Raw genomic sequence first — 18,656 nt, forward strand, 5'->3', positions numbered from 1 at the left:
GTCCTGGCTTCCTGACCGGTGTGCTCAGCCGGTGCCGAATCGCTCCCAGACGCGGTGCTCGCCCAGCAGCCGGGTGATCTGTTCCAGGGCGCTCGTGCCGCTGTTCGCGGTCACGACGCCTGGCGCACCGGCCGGGACGCCCGCGGCATCGAGGGCGGTTTCGGCACCCGCCCAGCCGCCGATGGCCTTCCCGTGCCGGTAGGCCTCCGACAGCATCAGAAGCACCCGCGGGTCCGTGGTTGCTTCCGTATCAGCATCCCCCGCCTTGGCGTCCCGCGCTCCGTAGGCGTCACTCCCGGGTCCCGGGGCGCCCGCCAGCAGGACGGCGTCGTACTCGACCGACCGGGCCGTGGCGAAGGTGCGCTGCACCTGGACCGGCTCGCCCTCCGCGTCGAGCTTGCCGCCGGCCGGGGCGATCACCAGCGGAACCATGCCCGCGTCCAGGACCGCCCGGCGCACGGTGCGTACGCCGTCGAGGTCGCCGCGCTCGTCGGTGACGATGCCGATGACGCGCCCGTCCAGCGGCCAGGTGTGGCCCAGCTGTGAGAGGGCGGGGCTGGGGTCGACGGCCGTCAGGGGAACGGTGGCCTCGGGTGCGGGCAGGCCGAGACCGGTGGCGACCTGCTCGCACAGTTCGGGATCGATGTTGGCGAGCACCCGGAGCCCTCGCTCCTTGACGGCCTGCTCGTAGCACTTGCCCAGCTCGAAGGTGTACGCCGCGATGATGTGCTCGCGCTCCACCGGGGACATGCTGCGCCAGAAGAGCCGGGGCTGGCTGAAGTGGTCCGAGAAGGAGGCCGGGGCCTCACGCTGCTTCCTGGCCGTCGGCACCTCCACCGGTGTCTCGATGTACGCGCCGGTGTCGGCGCCCGCGAGGAACGGGCAGCCTCCGTCGAGGGAGTTGGGCCGGTAGGGCGCCGCTCCGGTGTGGACGGCCGTCTGGTGCATGCCGTCCCGGTGCATGTCGTTGACCGGGGTGTGGGGGCGGTTGACGGGGAGCTGCGCGAAGTTCGGCCCGCCCAGGCGGGAGATCTGGGTGTCCAGGTAGGAGAAGAGCCGGCCGGCCAGCAGCGGGTCGTCGGTGATGTCGATGCCGGGCACGAGGTGGCCGGGGTGGAAGGCGACCTGCTCGGTCTCGGCGAAGAAGTTCGACGGGTTGGCGTTCAGCGTCAGCATGCCCACGGGCTGCACGGGAGCCAGTTCCTCCGGGACGATCTTCGTCGGGTCGAGCAGGTCGATGCCCTCGAAGGTCTGCTCGGCCGTGTCCGGGAAGGTCTGGATGCCCAGCTCCCACTGCGGGTAGGCGCCCGCCTCGATGGCGTCGGCGAGGTCGCGGCGGTGGAAGTCCGGGTCGATGCCGTTGATGAGCTGCGCCTCCTCCCACACCAGGGAGTGCACGCCGAGCTTCGGCTTCCAGTGGAACTTCACCAGCGTGGTGGCGCCCTCGGCGTTGACCAGCCGGAAGGTGTGGACGCCGAAGCCCTCCATCGTGCGGAACGAGCGCGGGATGGCCCGGTCGGACATGTTCCACAGCGTGTGGTGGGTGGCCTCGGTGTGCAGCGTGACGAAGTCCCAGAACGTGTCGTGGGCGCTCTGTGCCTGGGGGATCTCCCGGTCGGGGTGCGGCTTTCCGGCGTGGATGATGTCCGGGAACTTGACCGCGTCCTGGATGAAGAAGACCGGGATGTTGTTCCCGACCAGGTCGAAGGTGCCCTCGCCGGTGTAGAACTTCGTCGCGAAGCCCCGCGTGTCGCGCACCGTGTCCGAGGAGCCGCGCGAGCCGAGCACCGTGGAGAACCGTACGAACACCGGGGTCTCGGCCTCGCCGGTCAGGAAGGCCGCCTTGGTGACCTTCGCAGCGGTGCCGTAGCTCCGGAAGACACCGTGTGCGGCGGCACCGCGCGCGTGCACGACCCGCTCGGGGATGCGCTCGTGGTCGAAGTGGGTGATCTTCTCCCGCAGATGGTGGTCCTGCAGCAGAACCGGCCCACGCTCACCGGCCTTCAGCGAGTGGTCGGTGTCGTAGAGCCTGGCTCCCTGAGCCGTGCTCAGGTAGACGTCACCCTGGGCGTTGGTGGACTGGTCCGCGCCCGTGCGGCGTCCCGTCGGACTGACCGTCTCGGGTGCGGTCTGGTCGGGTTTGGGCGGGAGCGGTGCGTGGGGTTCGGTCGGTTCGGCGACCGACGGCGTCCGCGCCGCCGGCTTGCCGGGGACGCCGTCCGTCGGACCGTCTTCGCGCAGTACGTCGGCGGCCTTGTCCGCGGCGGTCTTCAGCGGGTTCTTGTCGCTCATCGCACTTCCAGCTGTCGGGGAGTGGTCTGCGCCGCCCTGGGTACCCCCGACCGGGCCCTTGAACCAGCCGGACCTCGGCTGACCCGTGCCGCGCGGAGCGATCAGTCCTCCCCCAGGATGATGCTGCTCTGCAGGTCCACGGGCTCCTGTTCACCCCGATCGTCCCTGCCGCCCCCGCTCGCGGAAGGAACAGCGCGCGCACCCTGTTGGGGCCCGCGGTCCGTGATCTCCGGCTTGACGCCGGACGACTCGATGTCTGTGCTGGTGCCGGTTTCCACGAGGGCACCTCCTACGTCCTCCGTTCGTGACTGCGAGTACCCGGCGCCAGCGTTCGAAACGGGGGCGTGTTCCGCGCCCGGGCGGAGGGCACGCATCGGCCCCCGGTTCGGGGGGACTCGGGGCTCATGACCGAGAAGGCAGACATCCGGGGCTCGTACTGGATCGACACGGCGCCCGGTGAGACGTATCCGCCGCTCGACACGGATGTGACCGTCGACGTGGCCGTGGTCGGCGCGGGCATCGCCGGCCTCAGCACGGCCTGGGAGCTCGCCCGCGCCGGGCGTGGTGTCGCGGTCCTGGAGGCCGACCGCGTCGCCGCGGGCGTCACCGGCCACACCACCGCGAAGCTGTCCGCCCAGCACACGCTGATCTACGACCGGCTGCGCCGGACCCGTGGCCCGGAGGCGGCGCACCTGTACGCACGCTCGCAGACCGAGGCGATCGAGCACGCCGCGGCCCTCGTCGACGAACTGGGCATCGACTGCGACTGGGAGCGCAGGAGCGCGTTCACCTACATCCGGGACGAGCGCCGGGCCGCCGAGTTCCGCGCCGAGGCGGAGGCCGCCCGCGGGGCCGGCCTGGACGCGGAGTTCGTGACCGAGACCGGTCTCCCGTACTCCGTGGCCGGTGCGGTCCGTGTCGCGCACCAGGCCCAGTTCCACCCGCGCAAGTACCTCCTCGCCCTAGCCGAGGATCTACGGGCCCGGGGCGCCCTCATCCACGAGCGCACCCGGGTCGTCGGCCTCGAAACGGGCGACGCCTGCCGTCTGACGGCGGAGACCGGGGCGCGGGTGACCGCCGGCGCGGTTGTGATCGCCACGCACTATCCGGTCTTCGACCGGGCGCTGCTGTTCACCCGGCTCTCCCCGCGACGCGAGCTCGTCGTGGCCGCACCGCTCGCGGCGGACCGGGACCCGGACGGCATGTACATCACGCCCGAGGAGGACACCCGCTCGGTCCGCACCGCCCCGTACGAGGACGGCCGGCGACTGCTGATCGTAACCGGCGAGCACTTCACCCCCGGAACCGGCGACACCGACAAACGGTTCGCCCGCCTCACCGACTGGGCCGAGGAACACTTCCCGGACATCACGCCCACCTACCGATGGGCCACGCAGGACAACGACTCCACCGACACCGTACCGCTCGTCGGCCCGCTGCCCCCGATGTCCCGCCACGCGTACGTGGCGACGGGCTTCGGCGGCTGGGGGCTCAGCGGCGGCATCATGGCCGGCCGGCTGCTGGCCGGGCTCATCGTCGGCGACCGCCCGCCGTGGGCCGAGCTGTACGATCCGCGGCGCCTGCGTTCCGTACTCCGTGAGGCCCCGGCCTTCCTCAGGCACCAGGCGAAGGTGGCCCGGCACTTCGTGGGCGACCGCATCCCGCCGTCGCACGCCGACTCCCTGGCCGACATCGCGCCCGGCACCGGCGCCGTCGTCCGGCACGGCGGACAGCGCTGCGCGGTCTATCGCGACGAGGACGGGCGCCTGCACTCCGTGTCCGCGAGGTGTACGCACATGGGGTGCCTGGTCGCGTTCAACGCGGCGGAGCGCGCCTGGGAGTGCCCCTGCCACGGCTCACGCTTCGACACGGACGGCCGGGTGGTGCAGGGGCCGGCGACGCACGCTCTGGAGCAGCGAGACGTGCACGAAGAGGAGCCGCTGGAGGACTGACGGGCCGGGCAGGCCCTCCAACGCACTGCCGAAGTCCGGTGCCCTACCGGACCCTTAGGCGCGGTAGCGCCTTGGGGGCGCGGGGAACTGCGCGACCAGCCCCGACGGACCTGCAGATTTAATACCGCCTCACCCAGCGGAGCGCGAGCGCCTCGTCCACGACCCGGCGCAGATGGCCGTCCCGCAGGGAGTAGATCACCCGGCGGCCCTCCTTGCGGGTGTTCACCAGGCCAGCGAGACGCAGTCGCGCCAGATGCTGGCTGACCGCCGGGCGCGCGGCGCCACACCGCTCCGTGAGCGTCGTGACGTCGGCCTCGTCGTCGGCCAGGGCGTGCAGCAGCGCGAGCCGGGTGCGGTCGCCGAGGAGGGCCAGGACTTCGGCGGCGAGGGCGAACTGCTCCTCGCCGGGGGTGCGCGGATGCGCATCCTGCGCAGGTGATAGGTGCATGCGTGCGCTCATACGCACATAATGGCTCCGTGGGCCTTGCCGAGTCCACTCCCGCGTGGAGTTCCACTCCCGGGCACGGAAAGGGGTCGCTTGTGAGCGCCGAGCACCATGGGCACGCCCACCACCAGAATGAGCACGGACACGAACACGGTCACAGCCACGAGCATGGTCACGGTCATGACGGCGACGGGCATCGCTCGCGCCTCTCCCGTCCCCTCCACCGGCTGAGCCACCTCCTCACCCCCCACTCCCACGAGACCGCCGACAAGGTCGACGCCGCCCTGGAGTCCTCCGCCCGCGGCATCCGGGCCCTGTGGATCTCACTGGCCGTGCTTGGTGTGACCGCCGCGGCGCAGGCGGGCGTCGTCGTGGTCTCCGGTTCGGTCGCGCTGCTCGGCGACACCGTGCACAACGCTGCGGACGCGCTCACCGCCGTACCCCTCGGGATCGCCTTCGTGCTGGGCCGGCGCGCGGCCACGCGGCGGTTCACATACGGCTACGGCCGGGCCGAGGACCTGGCGGGCCTCGTGATCGTGCTGACGATCGCCGGGTCCGCGGTCTTCGCGGGCTGGACGGCGGTCGACCGGCTGCTCGATCCGCGCCCGGTCGAGCACCTTCCGGTGGTCGCCGCCGCGGCCCTCATCGGCTTCGCGGGCAACGAGTGGGTGGCCCGCTACCGCATCCGCGTCGGCCGCGCGATCGGCTCGGCCGCGCTCGTCGCGGACGGTCTGCACGCGCGCACGGACGGCTTCACCTCGCTCGCCGTCCTGCTGAGTGCGGGCGGCGCGGCGCTCGGCTGGCAACTGGCCGACCCCATCGTCGGGTTGGCGATCACGGCGGCCCTGCTGCTGGTACTGCGCGACGCCGCACGCGAAGTCTTCCGCCGGGTGCTGGACGCGATCGACCCGGCGCTGGTGGACCGGGCCGAGCGGGCACTGCGGGAGGTGCCGGGCGTGCAGGCCGTCGGCGAGCTGCGGCTGCGCTGGATCGGCCACCGGCTGCGGGCCGAGGTGGCGGTGGTCGTGGACGGTGACGTGACCGTACGCCAGGCGCACCGCGTGGCCGTCGAGGCGGAGCACGCCCTGCTGCACGCCGTTCCCGGGCTCACCGCGGCCCTGGTCCACGCCGACCCGTCACCCGCACCCGGCGAGACGGATCCCCACCTGGCCCTGGCCCACCACACGGCGTGACCGACCGGGTCAGGCGACGCCGAGACCCTCCAGCACGACAGCGTTCGGCAACTCCGCGAACGCCTTCCCCGGCACCAGCAGCTTCCCGCGCCGGCGGCCGCTGCCGACCAGGACGTACGGCAGATCGACCACCGTCGAGTCCACGAGCACCGGCCAGTCGGCGGGCAGCCCGATCGGCGTGATCCCGCCGTACTCCATCCCGGTCTCGCCGGTGGCCGTGTCCGTCGGCGCGAACGACGCCTTGCGCGCGCCGAGTTGGCGCCGGACCACGCCGTTCACATCGACTCGGGTGCCGGAGAGTACGACGCACGCGGCGAGCGTGCTCTCCCCGCCGCGCTTGCCCGCGACGACCACGCAGTTCGCCGACTGGTCGAGGAGTTCCGGACCGTAGTGCTCGAGGAATGTGGCGGTGTCGGCCCACTCCGGCTCGGTGTCGACGTACACGATCTGCTCGGCGGGGACGTTGCCGCGCCAGTGGCGTACGGCGTCGGCGACCGGGCCGGTCAGCTCGTCGAGGCAGCCGGGCGCGGGCGTGGCGTTGTCGAAGTGTCCGATCGGTGCACGCATGACCGCACGCTAACAGGAGGACCGGCGGCCTTCGACGGGTGTCTCAGCGCACGCCCGGCACCGACACCGTCATGACCATCTCCAGGGGTACGTCGCCCGAATTGGCGTACGTATGGGGGACGTTGGCCTCGAAGGAGGCGCTCGCGCCCGCGGGGACCCGGTACTCCGTGCCGTCGACGGTGAGCGTCAGCTCGCCCGCCGTGACATGGATGAGCTCGACCGTGCCGGCCGGGTGCGCGTCCGAGGAGCTGCCCTCGTCCGGCATCAGCAGCCAGTCCCACATCTCCAGCGGGCCGGGCGCCTCGGTGCCCGCGAGGAGCCGGTTGTAGCTGCCGGCGTCGGTGTGCCAGAGCCGTACGGCCTGCTCGGCCGGGACGATCCGGACCTTCGGGCCCTGCTCGTAGTCGAGCAGCGTGGTGATGCTGACGCCGAGGGCGTCGCCGATCTTGACGACGGTGCCGAGGCTGGGGTTGGTGCGCGCCTGCTCGATCTGGATGAGCATGCCGCGGCTGACCCCGGCGCGAGCGGCGAGCGTCTCCAGGGTGAAGCCGCGCTCGCTGCGCCAGCGCTTGACGTTGCGCGCCAGGGACTGGGTCAGCAGGTTGAGGTCCGACACATCACGTCCAATATTCTGAATGACCTAGTTCAACGCTTTGCACTACGGTGTGGTGCACCTGTTCGTTCACTTCACTGTACTGCGAGGCATCCCGTGACAGCACTCTTCGCCCTGGCCACCAGCCTCCTGTGGGGGCTGGCCGACTTCGGCGGCGGACTGCTGACACGACGCATGCCGGCGCTGACCGTGGTGGTCGTCTCGCAGTCGATCGCCACCGTCGTGCTCGGCGCGATCGTCGTGGCGACGGGCGCCTGGAGCGAGATGGGTCCGCAGCTGTGGTTCGCGGTGGCGGCCGGGCTCGTCGGGCCGGTCGCGATGCTCGCCTTCTACAAGGCGCTCGCCCTGGGCCCTATGGGCGTCGTCTCGCCGCTCGGCTCGCTCGGCGTCGCCGTCCCGGTGGGCGTGGGTCTCGTCCTCGGCGAGCGGCCGGGGCTGTTGCAGTTCGCGGGGATCGCGGTCGCCGTCGTGGGCGTCGTGCTCGCCGGGGGCCCGCAGTTCAAGGGCGCCCCCGTGCAGCGGCAGGCCGTCCTGCTCACCCTGCTCGCGGCGTTCGGCTTCGGCGCGGTGATGGCCCTGATCGCCGAGGCATCGACCAGCCTCACCGGCCTCTTCCTCGCCCTGTTCGTCCAGCGCGTGACGAACGTCGTCGCGGGCGGTACAGCCCTGTACGCCGCCGTCCGCCGCGGCACCGAGGCTCCCCCGAGGGTCTCGCCGGCCGCGCTCCCGGCCCTCGCCTTCGTAGGCCTCGCCGATGTCGCGGCCAACGGCACATACTCACTGGCCGCCCAGACAGGCCCGGTCACGGTGGCGGCCGTACTCGCCTCGCTCTACCCGGTGGTCACGGCCCTGGCCGCACGCGGCATCCTCAGCGAACGGCTGCGCGGCGTCCAGGCGGCGGGCGCGGGCCTGGCCCTAGTCGGCACCGTACTGCTCGCGACCGGTTAGGACTCGGCGCGTACGTCGTCGACGGCGCCCTCTGCGCCCAGCGCGGCGAGGCGGGCCGCGCTCTCGGCGTCGAGCTCGGTCAGGGCCAGCAGCTGGTCCGGGGTGACTCCTTCGGGGATCGGCACCGGCGCCGGCGTACGCAGGGGTGGCTGCCAGCCGTCGCCCGGCGACCAGCGCCGTACGACACGCGCCGGGGCCCCGGCCACCACCGCGTGGTCGGGCACCACTCCCCGGACCACCGCACCGGCCGCCACCACGACGTTCCGACCGATCCGCGCACCGGGCAGGATCACCGCACCCGTCCCGATCCAGCACCCGGAGCCGATCTCCACCGCCTCCATCCGCGGCCACTGCTTGCCGATCGGCTCGTGGGGATCGTCGTACGAGTGGTTTGTAGAGGTCACATACACGTAGGGCCCGAAATAGCAGTCGCTGCCGATCGTGACCGTCGTGTCGGCGATGACGTGGCTGCCGCGGCCCAGTACGACACCATCACCGATGCGCAGTATGGGATCTGGCCCGAGGTCCAGATCAGGCATCAACCCGGCGGTCAGCGTGACCTGTTCGGCAACGATGCAGTGGGCGCCGAGATGGATCCACGGCTCACCGAAGACTGTGCCGAGCGGGAAGGCCAGCCTGGTACCTGTTCCCATCGCGCCGAAGCGGAACCGCCCCGGGCTCTCGGCGCTCACAGATCCCGTGCGCTGCACCCAGGCCCAGCCCGCATGCACGGCGCGCTGGACGAGGCGGCGCCGCCATGACGAGAACGTGTTCCTGCTCCTGGGCACCCGCTCACCGTACTCAGCGGGCGCCGCGCCCAAGAGGCCGTACGCCTGTGATCTTCGCCCCACCCGGCCATCCGGACCGATGGCTTACGGTGCCGGTAGCGACGAGACGAGGAGTTGACGATGACGCACAAGGCGCTGATCGCGAGCGTGGGCGGCAAAGATCCGAAGGTGGATCAGGAGGCGTTCGCCGCCCCCACGTCCGTGGTGCTCGGCGATGTGACGCTGCACGCGGGCGCGAGCGTCTGGTACGGCGCGGTGCTGCGTGCCGAGTTCGAGCCGATCGTCATCGGTACGGGCAGCAACGTCCAGGACAACTGCACGCTCCACGTCGACCCGGGCTTCCCCGCCACCATCGGCGAGCGCGTCTCGATCGGGCACAACGCCGTGGTGCATGGGGCCACGATTGAGGACGACTGCTTGATCGGGATGGGCGCCACTGTGTTGAACGGCGCCGTGATCGGGGCGGGGTCCTTGGTCGCCGCGCAGGCCTTGGTGCCGCAGGGGATGCGGGTGCCGCCGGGGTCGTTGGTCGCGGGCGTACCGGCGAAGGTGCGGCGGGAGCTGACGGCGGAGGAGCGGGACGGGATCTCGCTGAACAGCTCGGTGTACGTGGAGCTGGCCAAGACTCACCGGGAAGCGCACGAGGGCTGAGCGGACTTGCCGAAGTCCGGTGCGGTACCGCGCCCCTTGAGGGGCGCGGGGCTGTGACATTGTGTGCGGCTCCACCGCGATGGGGGTACCCCGCTCGAGCGAAGCCGAGGGTGGGGGAGCGACCAGCCACACCGGACCCGCAGGCTATTACTCGACGGCAGCCACCGGCTCCTGCTCAGCTGCCGCAGGCGCCTCCGCCTCTGCTGACATCTGCTTGGCCTTGCGCTTGACGACCAGCATCGACACGAGGCCGATGAGCAGCGCCACCACCAGGCCCAGCCAGGAGAACCGCTTGAGCCACGACTCGGCGACCACTCCGACGTAGTAGATGACCGCCGTGGTGCCGCCTGCCCAGAGGATGCCGCCGAAGACGTTGGCGATGAGGAACTTCCAGTACGGCATGTGCAGTACGCCCGCCAGAGGGCCCGCGAAGATCCGCAGCAGGGCGACGAAGCGGCCGAAGAAGACGGCCCACATGCCCCACTTCTCGAAGGACCGTTCCGCGGTGGCGATATGGCCCTCGCTGAAGTGCTTGGGGAACTTGCCGCCGAGCCAGGCCAGCATCGGGCGTCCGCCCTTGCGGCCGATGGCATAGCCGATGGAGTCACCGATGATGGCGCCCGCGCTCGCGCAGGTGCCGAGGATGAGGGGGTCGATCTCGCCATGCTGGGAGGCGAGCAGCGCCGAGGAGACCAGGATGATCTCGCCGGGCAGCGGAATGCCCAGGCTTTCCAGACCGATGACCACGCCCACCAGGACGTAGATACTGACCGCCGGCACGGTCTCGAGCCATTCCTGGACGTGCAACGCCTCTTCCTCCCCTGGTCACTGAACACGCGTTCCCGGCGTGCGCTCCGGAATGAGCGCACGCCGGGGCAGCGTACCCGCTGACGGGGACGGCAACGGCGTACCACTGCTCACACCGCTGCTCACGACCGGAGCGTCGGAGGTCAGCTCGACGGTCGCGGCGAGAGCGTCTCGGTGAAGGGAGTGACAGGGCGCTCGAGGCGTTCGCCGTCCACGGTGATGTCGACCGCTTCGTTGTAGAAGGCGAGGAGTCCCTTGATGGCGGCCGCCGTCGGCACGGGGTCCGGGTAGCTCCAGACGATGTTCCCGGGGACGTCGAAGTCGCCCCGCAATGACCAGTACTCGGCGGTGCCCTTGTAGGGGCAGCCCGTGCTGTGGCCGGTGGAGCCGAAGAGGTCGAGGCGGACGTCCTCGCGCGGGATGTAGTACCGCACCGGCAGGCCGGTCTCGAAGAGCAGAACGGGGCGGCGGGTGTCGGCGACGACCGTGCCGTCGATCTCGACCTGGATGTGGCGGCTGCTGGCGAGGGCGTCCACCCGGTGGTGCGGGTCCTTGGGGTGGATGAAGATCTCTTCCTCCTCCTCGTACCAGAGGTCGAGCCCCCGGCCGCTCCGCTCGGACCACTCGAAGGCTATGTGGCCGGCCAGGTCGTCGGTGGGGTAGGTCCAGGCAGCGTTCTCCAGCAGTTCGCCGTCGACTTCGAGGTCGTAGAAGATCTGCGATCCGGAGTGTTTGCCCGTCCGCGGGTTCTTCGCCGGCCGGAGCAGGTCCTCGCGGACCTCGTCGCGGGGGAACGCGTACAGAGGGACGGGCCGGTCCGGTTCCCATACGAGTACGGGGTGGCGGCTGTCGACGACGGTGACATCGCCCTTGCGGCCACGGACCCAGCGTTCGCTGGGCTCCCACAGGAAGCCCTCCGGGGTGGTCCGTACGGATCGCATGGTGAACAAAACGCTCATTCACCCATGCTCACCGATGCCCCCGCCGAGGACAAGAAAACTGGTCATATGGAACCGAGGGGCTCCCCTGGGTCGTTGATCCGTTGGGTTGCGTCAAGTTGAAGATCATGTACCGGTCAGCCCTTATGCTGGCTGGGCGCAGCGCTTTCACGCGTGCAGAGTTGCGTTCACCGCAGGGAGCATGCCCATGGGCACCACAGAGGCCGCACATTCACCGTCCGACAGCGAATTCCTGGACGGCACGTCGGCCGGGTCGGCGGGGCCCATGGTGCCGCGCCTCGTACTGGGCGCACGTCTGCGCCGGCTGCGGGAGGAGCAGCGCATCTCCCGTGAGACAGCGGGCCACGTCATCCGCGCCTCACAGTCCAAGATCAGTCGGCTGGAGACCGGCCGTCACGGCTGCAAACTGCGGGACGTGGCCGATCTCCTCACGCTGTACGGAGTCACGGACGAGGCCGAGCGCTCCACCTTGCTGGCTCTGGCCAAAGAGGCCAACACCCCCGGCTGGTGGCAGGCCTACAACGACGTGGTGCCCAACTGGATGCAGGCCTACCTGGGAGTCGAGCAGGCAGCCACGCTCATCCGCTGCTTCGAGGTGCAGCGTGTTCCCGGCCTGCTCCAGACCCCCGACTACGCCCGCGCCGCCCTCCGCCTCGACCAACCGGACGCCTCCGCGGACGAGCTGGACCGGCGGGTCACCCTGCGGATGACCCGCCAGCGGATCCTGGGCCGGCAGCAGCCGCCTAAGCTCTGGGCCGTGATCGACGAGGCGGCGCTGCGGCGTGCGGTGGGCGGCACCAGCACGATGCGCGCCCAGCTCCGGCACCTCATCGAGGTCTCCCAACTCCCGCGGGTCACCCTCCAGATCATGCCGTTCCGCGCCGGCGGGCATGCCGCGTCCGGCGGCCCGGTCACCATCCTGCGGCTGCCCGGCGGCCAGTTGCCCGACGTGGTCTACCTCGAGCAACTCGCCAGTGCCCTCTACCCCGACAAGCCGGCCGAGATCGAGTACTACTGGGGCGTCATGAACCGCCTGGTGGTGCAGGCCCAGTCACCGGAGGCGACTCCCACGATCCTGCACCGGATCCTCCAGGAGACCTGACCGCCGGACGCGCTTCGTCAGGCCGCGCAGCCGGTGGGCTTCAGTGCTTGAGGGCTACGCCGCCGTACTGGTGCACCTCCGCCGGGAGGCCCCAGGCGCTGGTGTCGGGGCGCCAGCGCGAGCATGACGCGACGCCAGGTTCGAGCAGTTCCAGACCGTCGAAGTAGCGCGCGATCTGCTCGGGGCTGCGCAGGATGTACGGGATCGAACCGCCCTCGTTGTACTGCTGGATGGCCGTGACGTACTCCTCGCTGGTGTTGGTGCTGTCGTACTGGACCAGGTAACTGCCCGGGGGCAGGGCGTCCACCAGTTGCCGCACGATCGAGCGGGCCTCGTCGTAGTCCTCGATGTGACCCAGGATGCCCATCAGCATGAGAGCGATCGGCTGATCGAAGTCCAGCGTCTTCCCGGCCTCCCGCACGATGGTGGCCGGCTCGCGCAGGTCGGCGTCCACATAGTTGGTGACGCCTTCGGGCGTGCTGGTGAGCAGCGCGCGGGCGTGTGCGAGCACCAGGGGGTCGTTGTCCACGTAAACGATCTTGCACTCAGGGGCGACCCGTTGGGCGATCTCATGCGTGTTGTCCACGTTGGGCAGCCCGGTGCCGATGTCCAGGAACTGCCGGATGCCCTCCTCCGCGGCCAGATGCCGGACGGCGCGGGCCAGGAAGTACCGGGCGGCACGGGCTCCGGTCTCGATCCCGGGAAAGATCTCGCGGAACGCGTCGCCGGCTACGCGGTCGACCTCGTAGTTGTCCTTACCGCCCAGCCAGTAGTTCCAGATCCGGGCCGACTGCGGCACAGTAGTGTCGATCTTGGAGAGCGTCTCCGGGTCGGAGATGTTCGGCTCATCAGTCATGGACGCTCCTGTGAGTAGTCGGTGCGGGGACCGCACCCCGTTGAATAGGCGCATAGGCGAATACCAGCCGTGGCGCCCACGTTATTCCTCACGGCTCGACGCGGGTAAGTTCACGGGCCACCAACTGCCCATGTTTCGCTGATCATTGGCTGGTTTCCCGCGCATACGCGGGGCGGGGCGAGCACGGGCTCGGCGTCCCGCGGGAGGCCACCGTGCGGGGCGCCCCGGATAGAACCCGGGGCGCCCGCCCAGCGCCGCGATGGCCGCTTTCTTACACCGCGGCGATGCCGGCCTCGTCGCCGGAGGGGCGAAAGAGGCAAGCCGGTGGCCCTGGCAACCTTCGCTCGCGAGCCGTCCCTACTGGCTCACGCCCGGTCCCGGGCCTCGTCACCGATGAGCCGGTGACGTGAAGAACCATAGTGGTCTGTGTGACCGGAGAGGCAACAGCGCTGGCTGCGGCGTCAGTTCCTCGTAAGGAGTGAGGGGCAGCCACGGTGAGGGTGGGTACCAATGGTCCGGGAACGGTGGGACATTTCTACTCACGCACGTCCAGGCGGCTGATCCCGCCGGCGCCGCCGATCCGGTCGAGTGCGCGGGCCCGGCGGCGGGCGTCGCGGATTCCCTGCGTGGCGGCCGACTCGATCCGGTGGGCGTCGGCGGTTGTTTCGGGGCGCCGGCGCTCCCGCCGAATCAGCACGGTCGCCGCCCAGGCGACGAGGCCGAGCAGACCGACCCCGACGATCACCACGAGCACCATCGCAACCTCCGTTCGCCACCGGCCTCGTGTTCCCGAGGCCCGGAAGCGCGAACCCTCCGAGCTTCCCATCGTGCGGGCTCCTCCGGCACGAATCGCCGCGCACCGTCGGCAGTTTCGTAACCGGGAACCTGCCGGGACTCGGCAACCAGGCCGCGAACGGGCTCAGTTGTTCGGGCGCAGCGTCCAGACGACCGTCATCTCTCCGGTAACGGCACCGTCCTCCCGCTGGATGGCGACGGCCACCGGGAACTCGGGGCGCTTGCCGTCGTCGAGCTCGGCGATGACGTCGGCGATGGGACGGCCGAGCGTCGCAGTGGCCGTGACGGATCCGCGCGCAAGCTTCTTGTACGCGATCTCCGCGCTGACGGCGAGCGGTACGGCGCGCGAGAGCTGGTCCCCGAAGGCGGCGAGGACGACCGCCCCGCTCGCCGACTCGCCCAGCGTGAACATCGCTCCGGCGTGCGGCCCGCCGACGTGGTTGTGGTACTCGGCCTGGTCGGGCAGGGCGAGGACGGCCTTCTCCGGCGTGGTCTCGAGGTACTCGAGTTTCAGGGTCCGGACCATCGGCACCGTGGCGGCGAGCATCTCGCCGATCGACATCTGGTCTGCGCTCATGACCGCCACGTTACCCGCGAGTAGCCTTCGCGGCCAGATGCGGAGGATGTGATCGCAGGATCGTTACCGCCCATGCGGCCGGGAGAGCAGCCGCCGGAGGTGGACCGAACCTCCGCGTGGTCGACGGGCGTGAAGAAGTCGGGGAAGTGTGACGGAGACGGCAAGTCGACCGTATTCGCCCTCGAGAACGCCGGGCGGCTTGGTCTCGTGGTCGTTCCACGGCGCAAAGGGTGTAGCCGGGGAAGTACCGGACGCGACGGTGAAGAAAATCCTCAGCACCGTGCGGCTGTACGCGGACCTGTCGGGGTCCTGACCGGTACACCGCTGACGAGAGTCAGTGACAAAAACGTGTCCCCGCGCCGCTAGGGTGGGCGCCCATGTGGCCAGGACAGCAGCCGCCCGGGGGCGAGCAGAACCCGCAGGACCCGAATCAGAATCCGTATCAGCAGCCGGGGTACCAGCAGCCGAATCCGTATCAGCAGCCCGAATATCAGCAGCAGCCGAACCCCTATGCACAGCAGCCCGGTCAGCCGGGCTGGGGTACGCCCGTGGATCCGCTGGGGGCTCCCCAGCCGCCGCAGGGCGGCGGCGGCAACAACAAGACGAAGGTCGTCGCGATCGTCGCGGCCGCCGCCGTCGTAGTCGCGGCCGTCGTCACCGGATTTCTGGTCCTGGGCGGCGACAAGGACGACACGGCGAACGACCCCGACAAGAAGGGCCCGGCCACTACGGCCCCCGCGTCGAAGAAGCCGAGCGCGTCCGCATCCGGCGGTGGGGACAATCCGCGCGGCACCGAGAGCGAGAAGCCGACCGTTCCCGGCTGGAAGGTCGTGGTGAACCCGCGGTTCGGCACCGAGTTCGACGTGCCCGCCGACTGGGAACTCGACAGCGCCGGCACCAGCGTCGGTTTCGAATGGGAAGAGAAGGGCAAGCTGGACCGGACCACCGTCACGGCCCCCGCCTATCTCAAGTCCAAGTGGTGCTCGGACGACTCCGACAAGGACGGCCGCGAAGAGGACACCGCTCTCGCCACCGCCGGAACGCGTGGGGAGAACGGCGCCACGAGCACGGCTCAGGCGGCCGAGACCCGGGTCCCCTGGTGGATCTTCGGGGGCTTCACGCAGCCCGACAAGAAGAGCATCAAGTTCACCAAGCCGAAGGCGTTCACGACGGCTTCGGGCCTTGAGGGCAGCGTCGCCACGGCGTATTCGCAGAACACTCCGCAGAACGGAAAGTGCGACTCAGACGGCAAGGCCATCACCTTCGCGTTCAAGAACGGCGCGGGCGATTTCGTCACCTGGAATCTGTACGGCGCCAAGGGCGTCGACGAGGAGATTCCGGAGGCGACGATTCAGAAGATCCTCACCACGGTGCGTCTCACGGATGACGCTCCCACGGATTCGTAACGTGCCGGGCTTGCCGGGTTTGCCCGGCTTTGTGGGGGTTCCCGGGTTTCGGTGCTAAACGCGATTGGCAAGTCGGGGCGGTGACGCGATAGTTCACCAGTGACCAGTTCCGCCGCCGCCCCGAGACGTCTGCGCCGCCGCCCCGACTGGGCCGGCCGGAACTACACGCTGCTGACCGCCGCCTCGGTCGTGACGAGTCTCGGCAGCCAGGGCGCGCTGATCGCGGCGGCGTTCGCGGTGCTCGACGCGGGCGGTGACGGCGGCGACGTGGGCCTGGTGGCGGCGGCCCGTACGCTCCCGCTGGTGCTGTTCCTGCTGATCGGCGGCGCGGTCGCGGACCGGCTGCCGCGGCACCGGGTGATGGTCGCGGCCAACGCCCTCAACTGCCTTTCGCAGGCGGCCTTCGCGGTCCTCGTGCTCGCCGGGGAGCCGCAGCTCTGGCAGATGATGCTCCTGACCGCGCTCGGCGGCACCGGCCAGGCCTTCTTCGGTCCCGCGGCCGAAGGCATGCTGATGTCCTCCGTCAGCGGCGAACAGGTCGGCCGCGCCTTCGCGTTGTTCCGGCTGGCGACGCAGGGGTCCGGTCTCGGCGGGGCGGCCGTCGGTGGGGCGATGGTGGCGGCGATCGGCCCCGGCTGGGTGCTCGCGGCGGACGCGGCGGCGTTCGCGGTCGCCGGGTCGCTGCGGGCCTTCCTCGACGTGAGCCACATACCGCCGCGCGAGCCGGGCGAGGGTCTGCTCGCCGATCTCCGGGACGGCTGGCGCGAGGTCGTCGGCCGGCCCTGGCTGTGGTCGATCGTCGCGCAGTTCTCCGTCGTGGTCGCCGTGGTCGCCGCCGCCGAGTCGGTGTACGGACCACTGGTCGCCCGGGACAGCCTCGGCGGGGCAGCGCCGTGGGGGCTGGCTCTCGGCGCGTTCGGCGCCGGGAACGTCGGCGGCGCGATCCTGATGATGCGCTGGAAACCACGCCGCATGCTCCTCGCGGGCACCCTCTGCGTCTTCCCGCTGGCCGCGCCGTCGGCCGCGCTCGCGGTTCCCCTGTCGGTGGCCGGACTCTGTGCGGTGATGTTCGTGAGCGGTGTGGCCCTGGAGGTCTTCGGGGTTTCCTGGATGACCGCGCTGCACCAGGAGATCCCCGAGGACCGGCTCTCCCGCGTCTCGGCGTACGACTGGTTCGGCTCCGTCTCGATGGTCCCGCTGGCCACGGCCCTCGCGGGCCCGGCGGAGGAGGCCTTCGGGCGTACGGCGGCGCTGTGGGGGTGCACCGTGCTGGTGGTCGTGGTGACGGCGGCGGTGTTGTGCGTGTCCGACGTACGGAACATGACCCGGCGTACGAAGGAAGTGGTGCTGGGGGTTCCGACCGCGAGTGAGCCGGCCGGCTGGCAGGGCCCGGCCGAGGGCTCCTGAAGGGCGCGGTGAAGGCTGCCGGACTGCGTCAGCCGATGCTGAACGCGCCGTCCGGTGGTTCGGGCGACGGCACCGCGTTCTCGTCCCGTACGGGCTGGGCGTCCCCCATGAAGTCGCGCAGCGCGGACCCGTGTTCGATACGGGCCGGGAACGCGTCGGAGGCGGTACGGCGGGCGAGGGTGGCCGTGTCGACGGGATGGTGGGCGGCGACGAGGATCGCGTTGCCGAACCGGCGACCGCGCAGCACGCCCGGCTCGGCGATCAACGCCAGTTCCTCGAACACCGTGGAGAACGTGGCGAGTTGGGAGCGCAGGAAGGCGAAGGGCGCGGTGTCGGCGAGGTTCGCCAGATAGACCCCGTCGCCGCGCAGGACCCGCTCGGCCGCTCGGGCGTACGCCACCGATGTCAGGTGCGCCGGGACGCGGGAGCCGCCGAAGACGTCGGCGATCAGTACGTCGACGGAGTCGGCGGCGGCGCCTTCGCTTTCCAGCCAGGCGCGGGCGTCTGCGGCGTGCAGTCTGATGCCGGCATCGTCGGGGACGGGAACGTGCTCGTTGATCAGGTCGATCAGCCCTCGGTCGGCCTCGACGACGTCCTGACGGGAGCCGGGCCGGGTCGCGGCGAGATACCGGGGCATGGTGAGTGCGCCGCCGCCGAGATGCAGTACGTCGAGCGGGCGCCCGGGCTCCGCGAGGGTGTCGAGAACATGCCCGAGCCGTCGGGCGTACTCGAACTCCAGCTGCGTTGGTGCGTCGAGGTCGACGTACGACTGCGGGGCGTCGTTCACCGTCAGCAGCCAGGCGCGCTTCCGGTCGACGTCCGGGAGCAGCTTGGCGGTTCCGTGGGCCACGGGGCGGGTCACAGGTATCCGTTCGTCCACGGGTGCCTCCGGCGGTTGGGCGGGTGGGTTCGTTGTCGGGTGCGGGTGCGTTGTGGCTGGTCGCGCAGTTCCCCGCGCCCCTGGGTGCGTGGGTGGGTCGGGGCCGTGGGCCGGTGCGTCAGCCCGTCGCAGGGTGGGCATACGGCCCTTTGCTCACACAGGGCGCAGGTGACCTGAGACAGAACCTACGCGACGGGCATACGACGCACCGACCCACGTCCCCTCCCGCCGGTGGGAGGCTGCGGGGTTCGTTGTGGCGCAGGCTTTTGCTTTTAGGGGCGCGGGGAACTGCGCGACCAGCCACGACGGACTGGCAGCCGCGACACGACCGTCATCCCCACCCCCGGGCGGGGGCCTGGGGCGAAGCCCCAGTTTCGGGAAGGGGTGGGCTTGGGGAAAGGAAACCCTGCCCCAGCCC

General features: G+C 70.7%; 20 protein-coding genes. 8 read left to right on the plus strand and 12 right to left on the minus strand.

The features are described 5' to 3' along the window. Positions 1-24 precede the first annotated feature (24 nt). Positions 25-2,292 carry a catalase gene (locus ABD357_RS16190; RefSeq protein WP_344390785.1) on the minus strand — a complete coding sequence of 756 codons (2,268 nt, stop codon included), beginning with the start codon at positions 2,290-2,292 and terminating at the stop codon, positions 25-27. A 101-nt stretch (positions 2,293-2,393) separates the two neighbouring features. Further along, positions 2,394-2,570 (minus strand): hypothetical protein, encoded by a 177-nt coding sequence (locus ABD357_RS16195; RefSeq protein ID WP_344390787.1) that lies wholly within the window; start codon positions 2,568-2,570, stop codon positions 2,394-2,396. Positions 2,571-2,696: 126 nt separating this feature from the next. Here ABD357_RS16195 and ABD357_RS16200 point away from each other — a divergent pair, with 126 nt between their 5' ends. Then, positions 2,697-4,244, plus strand: coding sequence for an FAD-dependent oxidoreductase (locus ABD357_RS16200; protein WP_344390788.1), 1,548 nt, complete (start codon positions 2,697-2,699; stop codon positions 4,242-4,244). Positions 4,245-4,362: 118 nt separating this feature from the next. On the opposite strand, the gene ABD357_RS16205 is transcribed toward ABD357_RS16200, so the two are convergent. Further along, on the minus strand, positions 4,363-4,704 hold the full coding sequence (locus ABD357_RS16205) for an ArsR/SmtB family transcription factor (protein WP_344390789.1): 342 nt from the start codon (positions 4,702-4,704) through the stop codon (positions 4,363-4,365). Between the two features lie 80 nt (positions 4,705-4,784). Here ABD357_RS16205 and ABD357_RS16210 point away from each other — a divergent pair, with 80 nt between their 5' ends. Beyond that, positions 4,785-5,882, plus strand: coding sequence for a cation diffusion facilitator family transporter (locus tag ABD357_RS16210; protein WP_344390791.1), 1,098 nt, complete (start codon positions 4,785-4,787; stop codon positions 5,880-5,882). Positions 5,883-5,891: 9 nt separating this feature from the next. Here ABD357_RS16210 and ABD357_RS16215 read toward each other — a convergent pair whose 3' ends face one another. Next, positions 5,892-6,449: a YbaK/EbsC family protein gene (locus ABD357_RS16215; RefSeq protein ID WP_344390792.1), complete on the minus strand. Its 558-nt coding sequence runs from the start codon at positions 6,447-6,449 to the stop codon at positions 5,892-5,894. Between the two features lie 43 nt (positions 6,450-6,492). Beyond that, positions 6,493-7,065 carry a helix-turn-helix domain-containing protein gene (locus tag ABD357_RS16220; RefSeq protein WP_344390793.1) on the minus strand — a complete coding sequence of 191 codons (573 nt, stop codon included), beginning with the start codon at positions 7,063-7,065 and terminating at the stop codon, positions 6,493-6,495. Between the two features lie 93 nt (positions 7,066-7,158). Here ABD357_RS16220 and ABD357_RS16225 point away from each other — a divergent pair, with 93 nt between their 5' ends. Beyond that, positions 7,159-8,010 carry an EamA family transporter gene (locus ABD357_RS16225; protein WP_344390795.1) on the plus strand — a complete coding sequence of 284 codons (852 nt, stop codon included), beginning with the start codon at positions 7,159-7,161 and terminating at the stop codon, positions 8,008-8,010. On the opposite strand, the gene ABD357_RS16230 is transcribed toward ABD357_RS16225, so the two are convergent. Next, on the minus strand, positions 8,007-8,798 hold the full coding sequence (locus tag ABD357_RS16230; RefSeq protein WP_344390797.1) for an acyltransferase: 792 nt from the start codon (positions 8,796-8,798) through the stop codon (positions 8,007-8,009). The two genes, ABD357_RS16225 and ABD357_RS16230, sit on opposite strands and share 4 nt — an antisense overlap. 120 nt (positions 8,799-8,918) lie before the next feature. Between ABD357_RS16230 and ABD357_RS16235 the strand changes: the two genes are divergently transcribed. Beyond that, positions 8,919-9,449 (plus strand): gamma carbonic anhydrase family protein, encoded by a 531-nt coding sequence (locus tag ABD357_RS16235; RefSeq protein WP_344390799.1) that lies wholly within the window; start codon positions 8,919-8,921, stop codon positions 9,447-9,449. Between the two features lie 147 nt (positions 9,450-9,596). On the opposite strand, the gene ABD357_RS16240 is transcribed toward ABD357_RS16235, so the two are convergent. Both ABD357_RS16240 and ABD357_RS16245 read right to left on the minus strand, forming a co-directional pair. Next, the gene (locus ABD357_RS16240; protein WP_344390802.1) at positions 9,597-10,256 is read right to left on the minus strand and encodes a DedA family protein; all 660 of its coding nucleotides are present in this window, start codon (positions 10,254-10,256) and stop codon (positions 9,597-9,599) included. Positions 10,257-10,399: 143 nt separating this feature from the next. Next, positions 10,400-11,215, minus strand: coding sequence for a DUF427 domain-containing protein (locus ABD357_RS16245; RefSeq protein WP_344390804.1), 816 nt, complete (start codon positions 11,213-11,215; stop codon positions 10,400-10,402). A 187-nt stretch (positions 11,216-11,402) separates the two neighbouring features. On the opposite strand from ABD357_RS16245, the gene ABD357_RS16250 reads away from it, so the two are divergent. Beyond that, entirely contained in the window at positions 11,403-12,317 is a 915-nt protein-coding gene (locus ABD357_RS16250) for a helix-turn-helix domain-containing protein (protein ID WP_425584886.1), read from the plus strand. 40 nt (positions 12,318-12,357) lie between these two features. Here ABD357_RS16250 and ABD357_RS16255 read toward each other — a convergent pair whose 3' ends face one another. The 3 genes from ABD357_RS16255 to ABD357_RS16265 all read right to left on the minus strand — a co-directional run bounded on the left by ABD357_RS16255 (position 12,358) and on the right by ABD357_RS16265 (position 14,530). Continuing rightward, positions 12,358-13,173, minus strand: a complete 816-nt coding sequence (locus ABD357_RS16255) for an SAM-dependent methyltransferase (protein WP_344390806.1) — start codon at positions 13,171-13,173, stop codon at positions 12,358-12,360. 535 nt (positions 13,174-13,708) lie between these two features. Then, complete coding sequence (locus ABD357_RS16260) at positions 13,709-13,930, minus strand: hypothetical protein (protein ID WP_344390807.1); 222 nt, start codon at positions 13,928-13,930, stop codon at positions 13,709-13,711. 162 nt (positions 13,931-14,092) lie between these two features. Then, positions 14,093-14,530 carry a DUF4442 domain-containing protein gene (locus ABD357_RS16265; protein ID WP_344390870.1) on the minus strand — a complete coding sequence of 146 codons (438 nt, stop codon included), beginning with the start codon at positions 14,528-14,530 and terminating at the stop codon, positions 14,093-14,095. Positions 14,531-14,693: 163 nt separating this feature from the next. Here ABD357_RS16265 and ABD357_RS45010 point away from each other — a divergent pair, with 163 nt between their 5' ends. From ABD357_RS45010 to ABD357_RS16275, 3 genes are all read left to right on the plus strand, one after another. Then, on the plus strand, positions 14,694-14,858 hold the full coding sequence (locus tag ABD357_RS45010; RefSeq protein ID WP_486389223.1) for a DUF8017 domain-containing protein: 165 nt from the start codon (positions 14,694-14,696) through the stop codon (positions 14,856-14,858). Positions 14,859-14,922: 64 nt separating this feature from the next. Then, complete coding sequence (locus ABD357_RS16270; RefSeq protein WP_344390810.1) at positions 14,923-15,951, plus strand: DUF8017 domain-containing protein; 1,029 nt, start codon at positions 14,923-14,925, stop codon at positions 15,949-15,951. A 99-nt stretch (positions 15,952-16,050) separates the two neighbouring features. Continuing rightward, positions 16,051-17,358 (plus strand): MFS transporter, encoded by a 1,308-nt coding sequence (locus ABD357_RS16275; RefSeq protein ID WP_344390811.1) that lies wholly within the window; start codon positions 16,051-16,053, stop codon positions 17,356-17,358. Between the two features lie 28 nt (positions 17,359-17,386). Here ABD357_RS16275 and ABD357_RS16280 read toward each other — a convergent pair whose 3' ends face one another. Beyond that, complete coding sequence (locus ABD357_RS16280; protein WP_344390812.1) at positions 17,387-18,238, minus strand: spermidine synthase; 852 nt, start codon at positions 18,236-18,238, stop codon at positions 17,387-17,389. Positions 18,239-18,656 lie beyond the last annotated feature (418 nt).

It is taken from the genome of Streptomyces vastus (assembly GCF_039532825.1).
GTDB lineage: Bacteria > Actinomycetota > Actinomycetes > Streptomycetales > Streptomycetaceae > Streptomyces > Streptomyces vastus.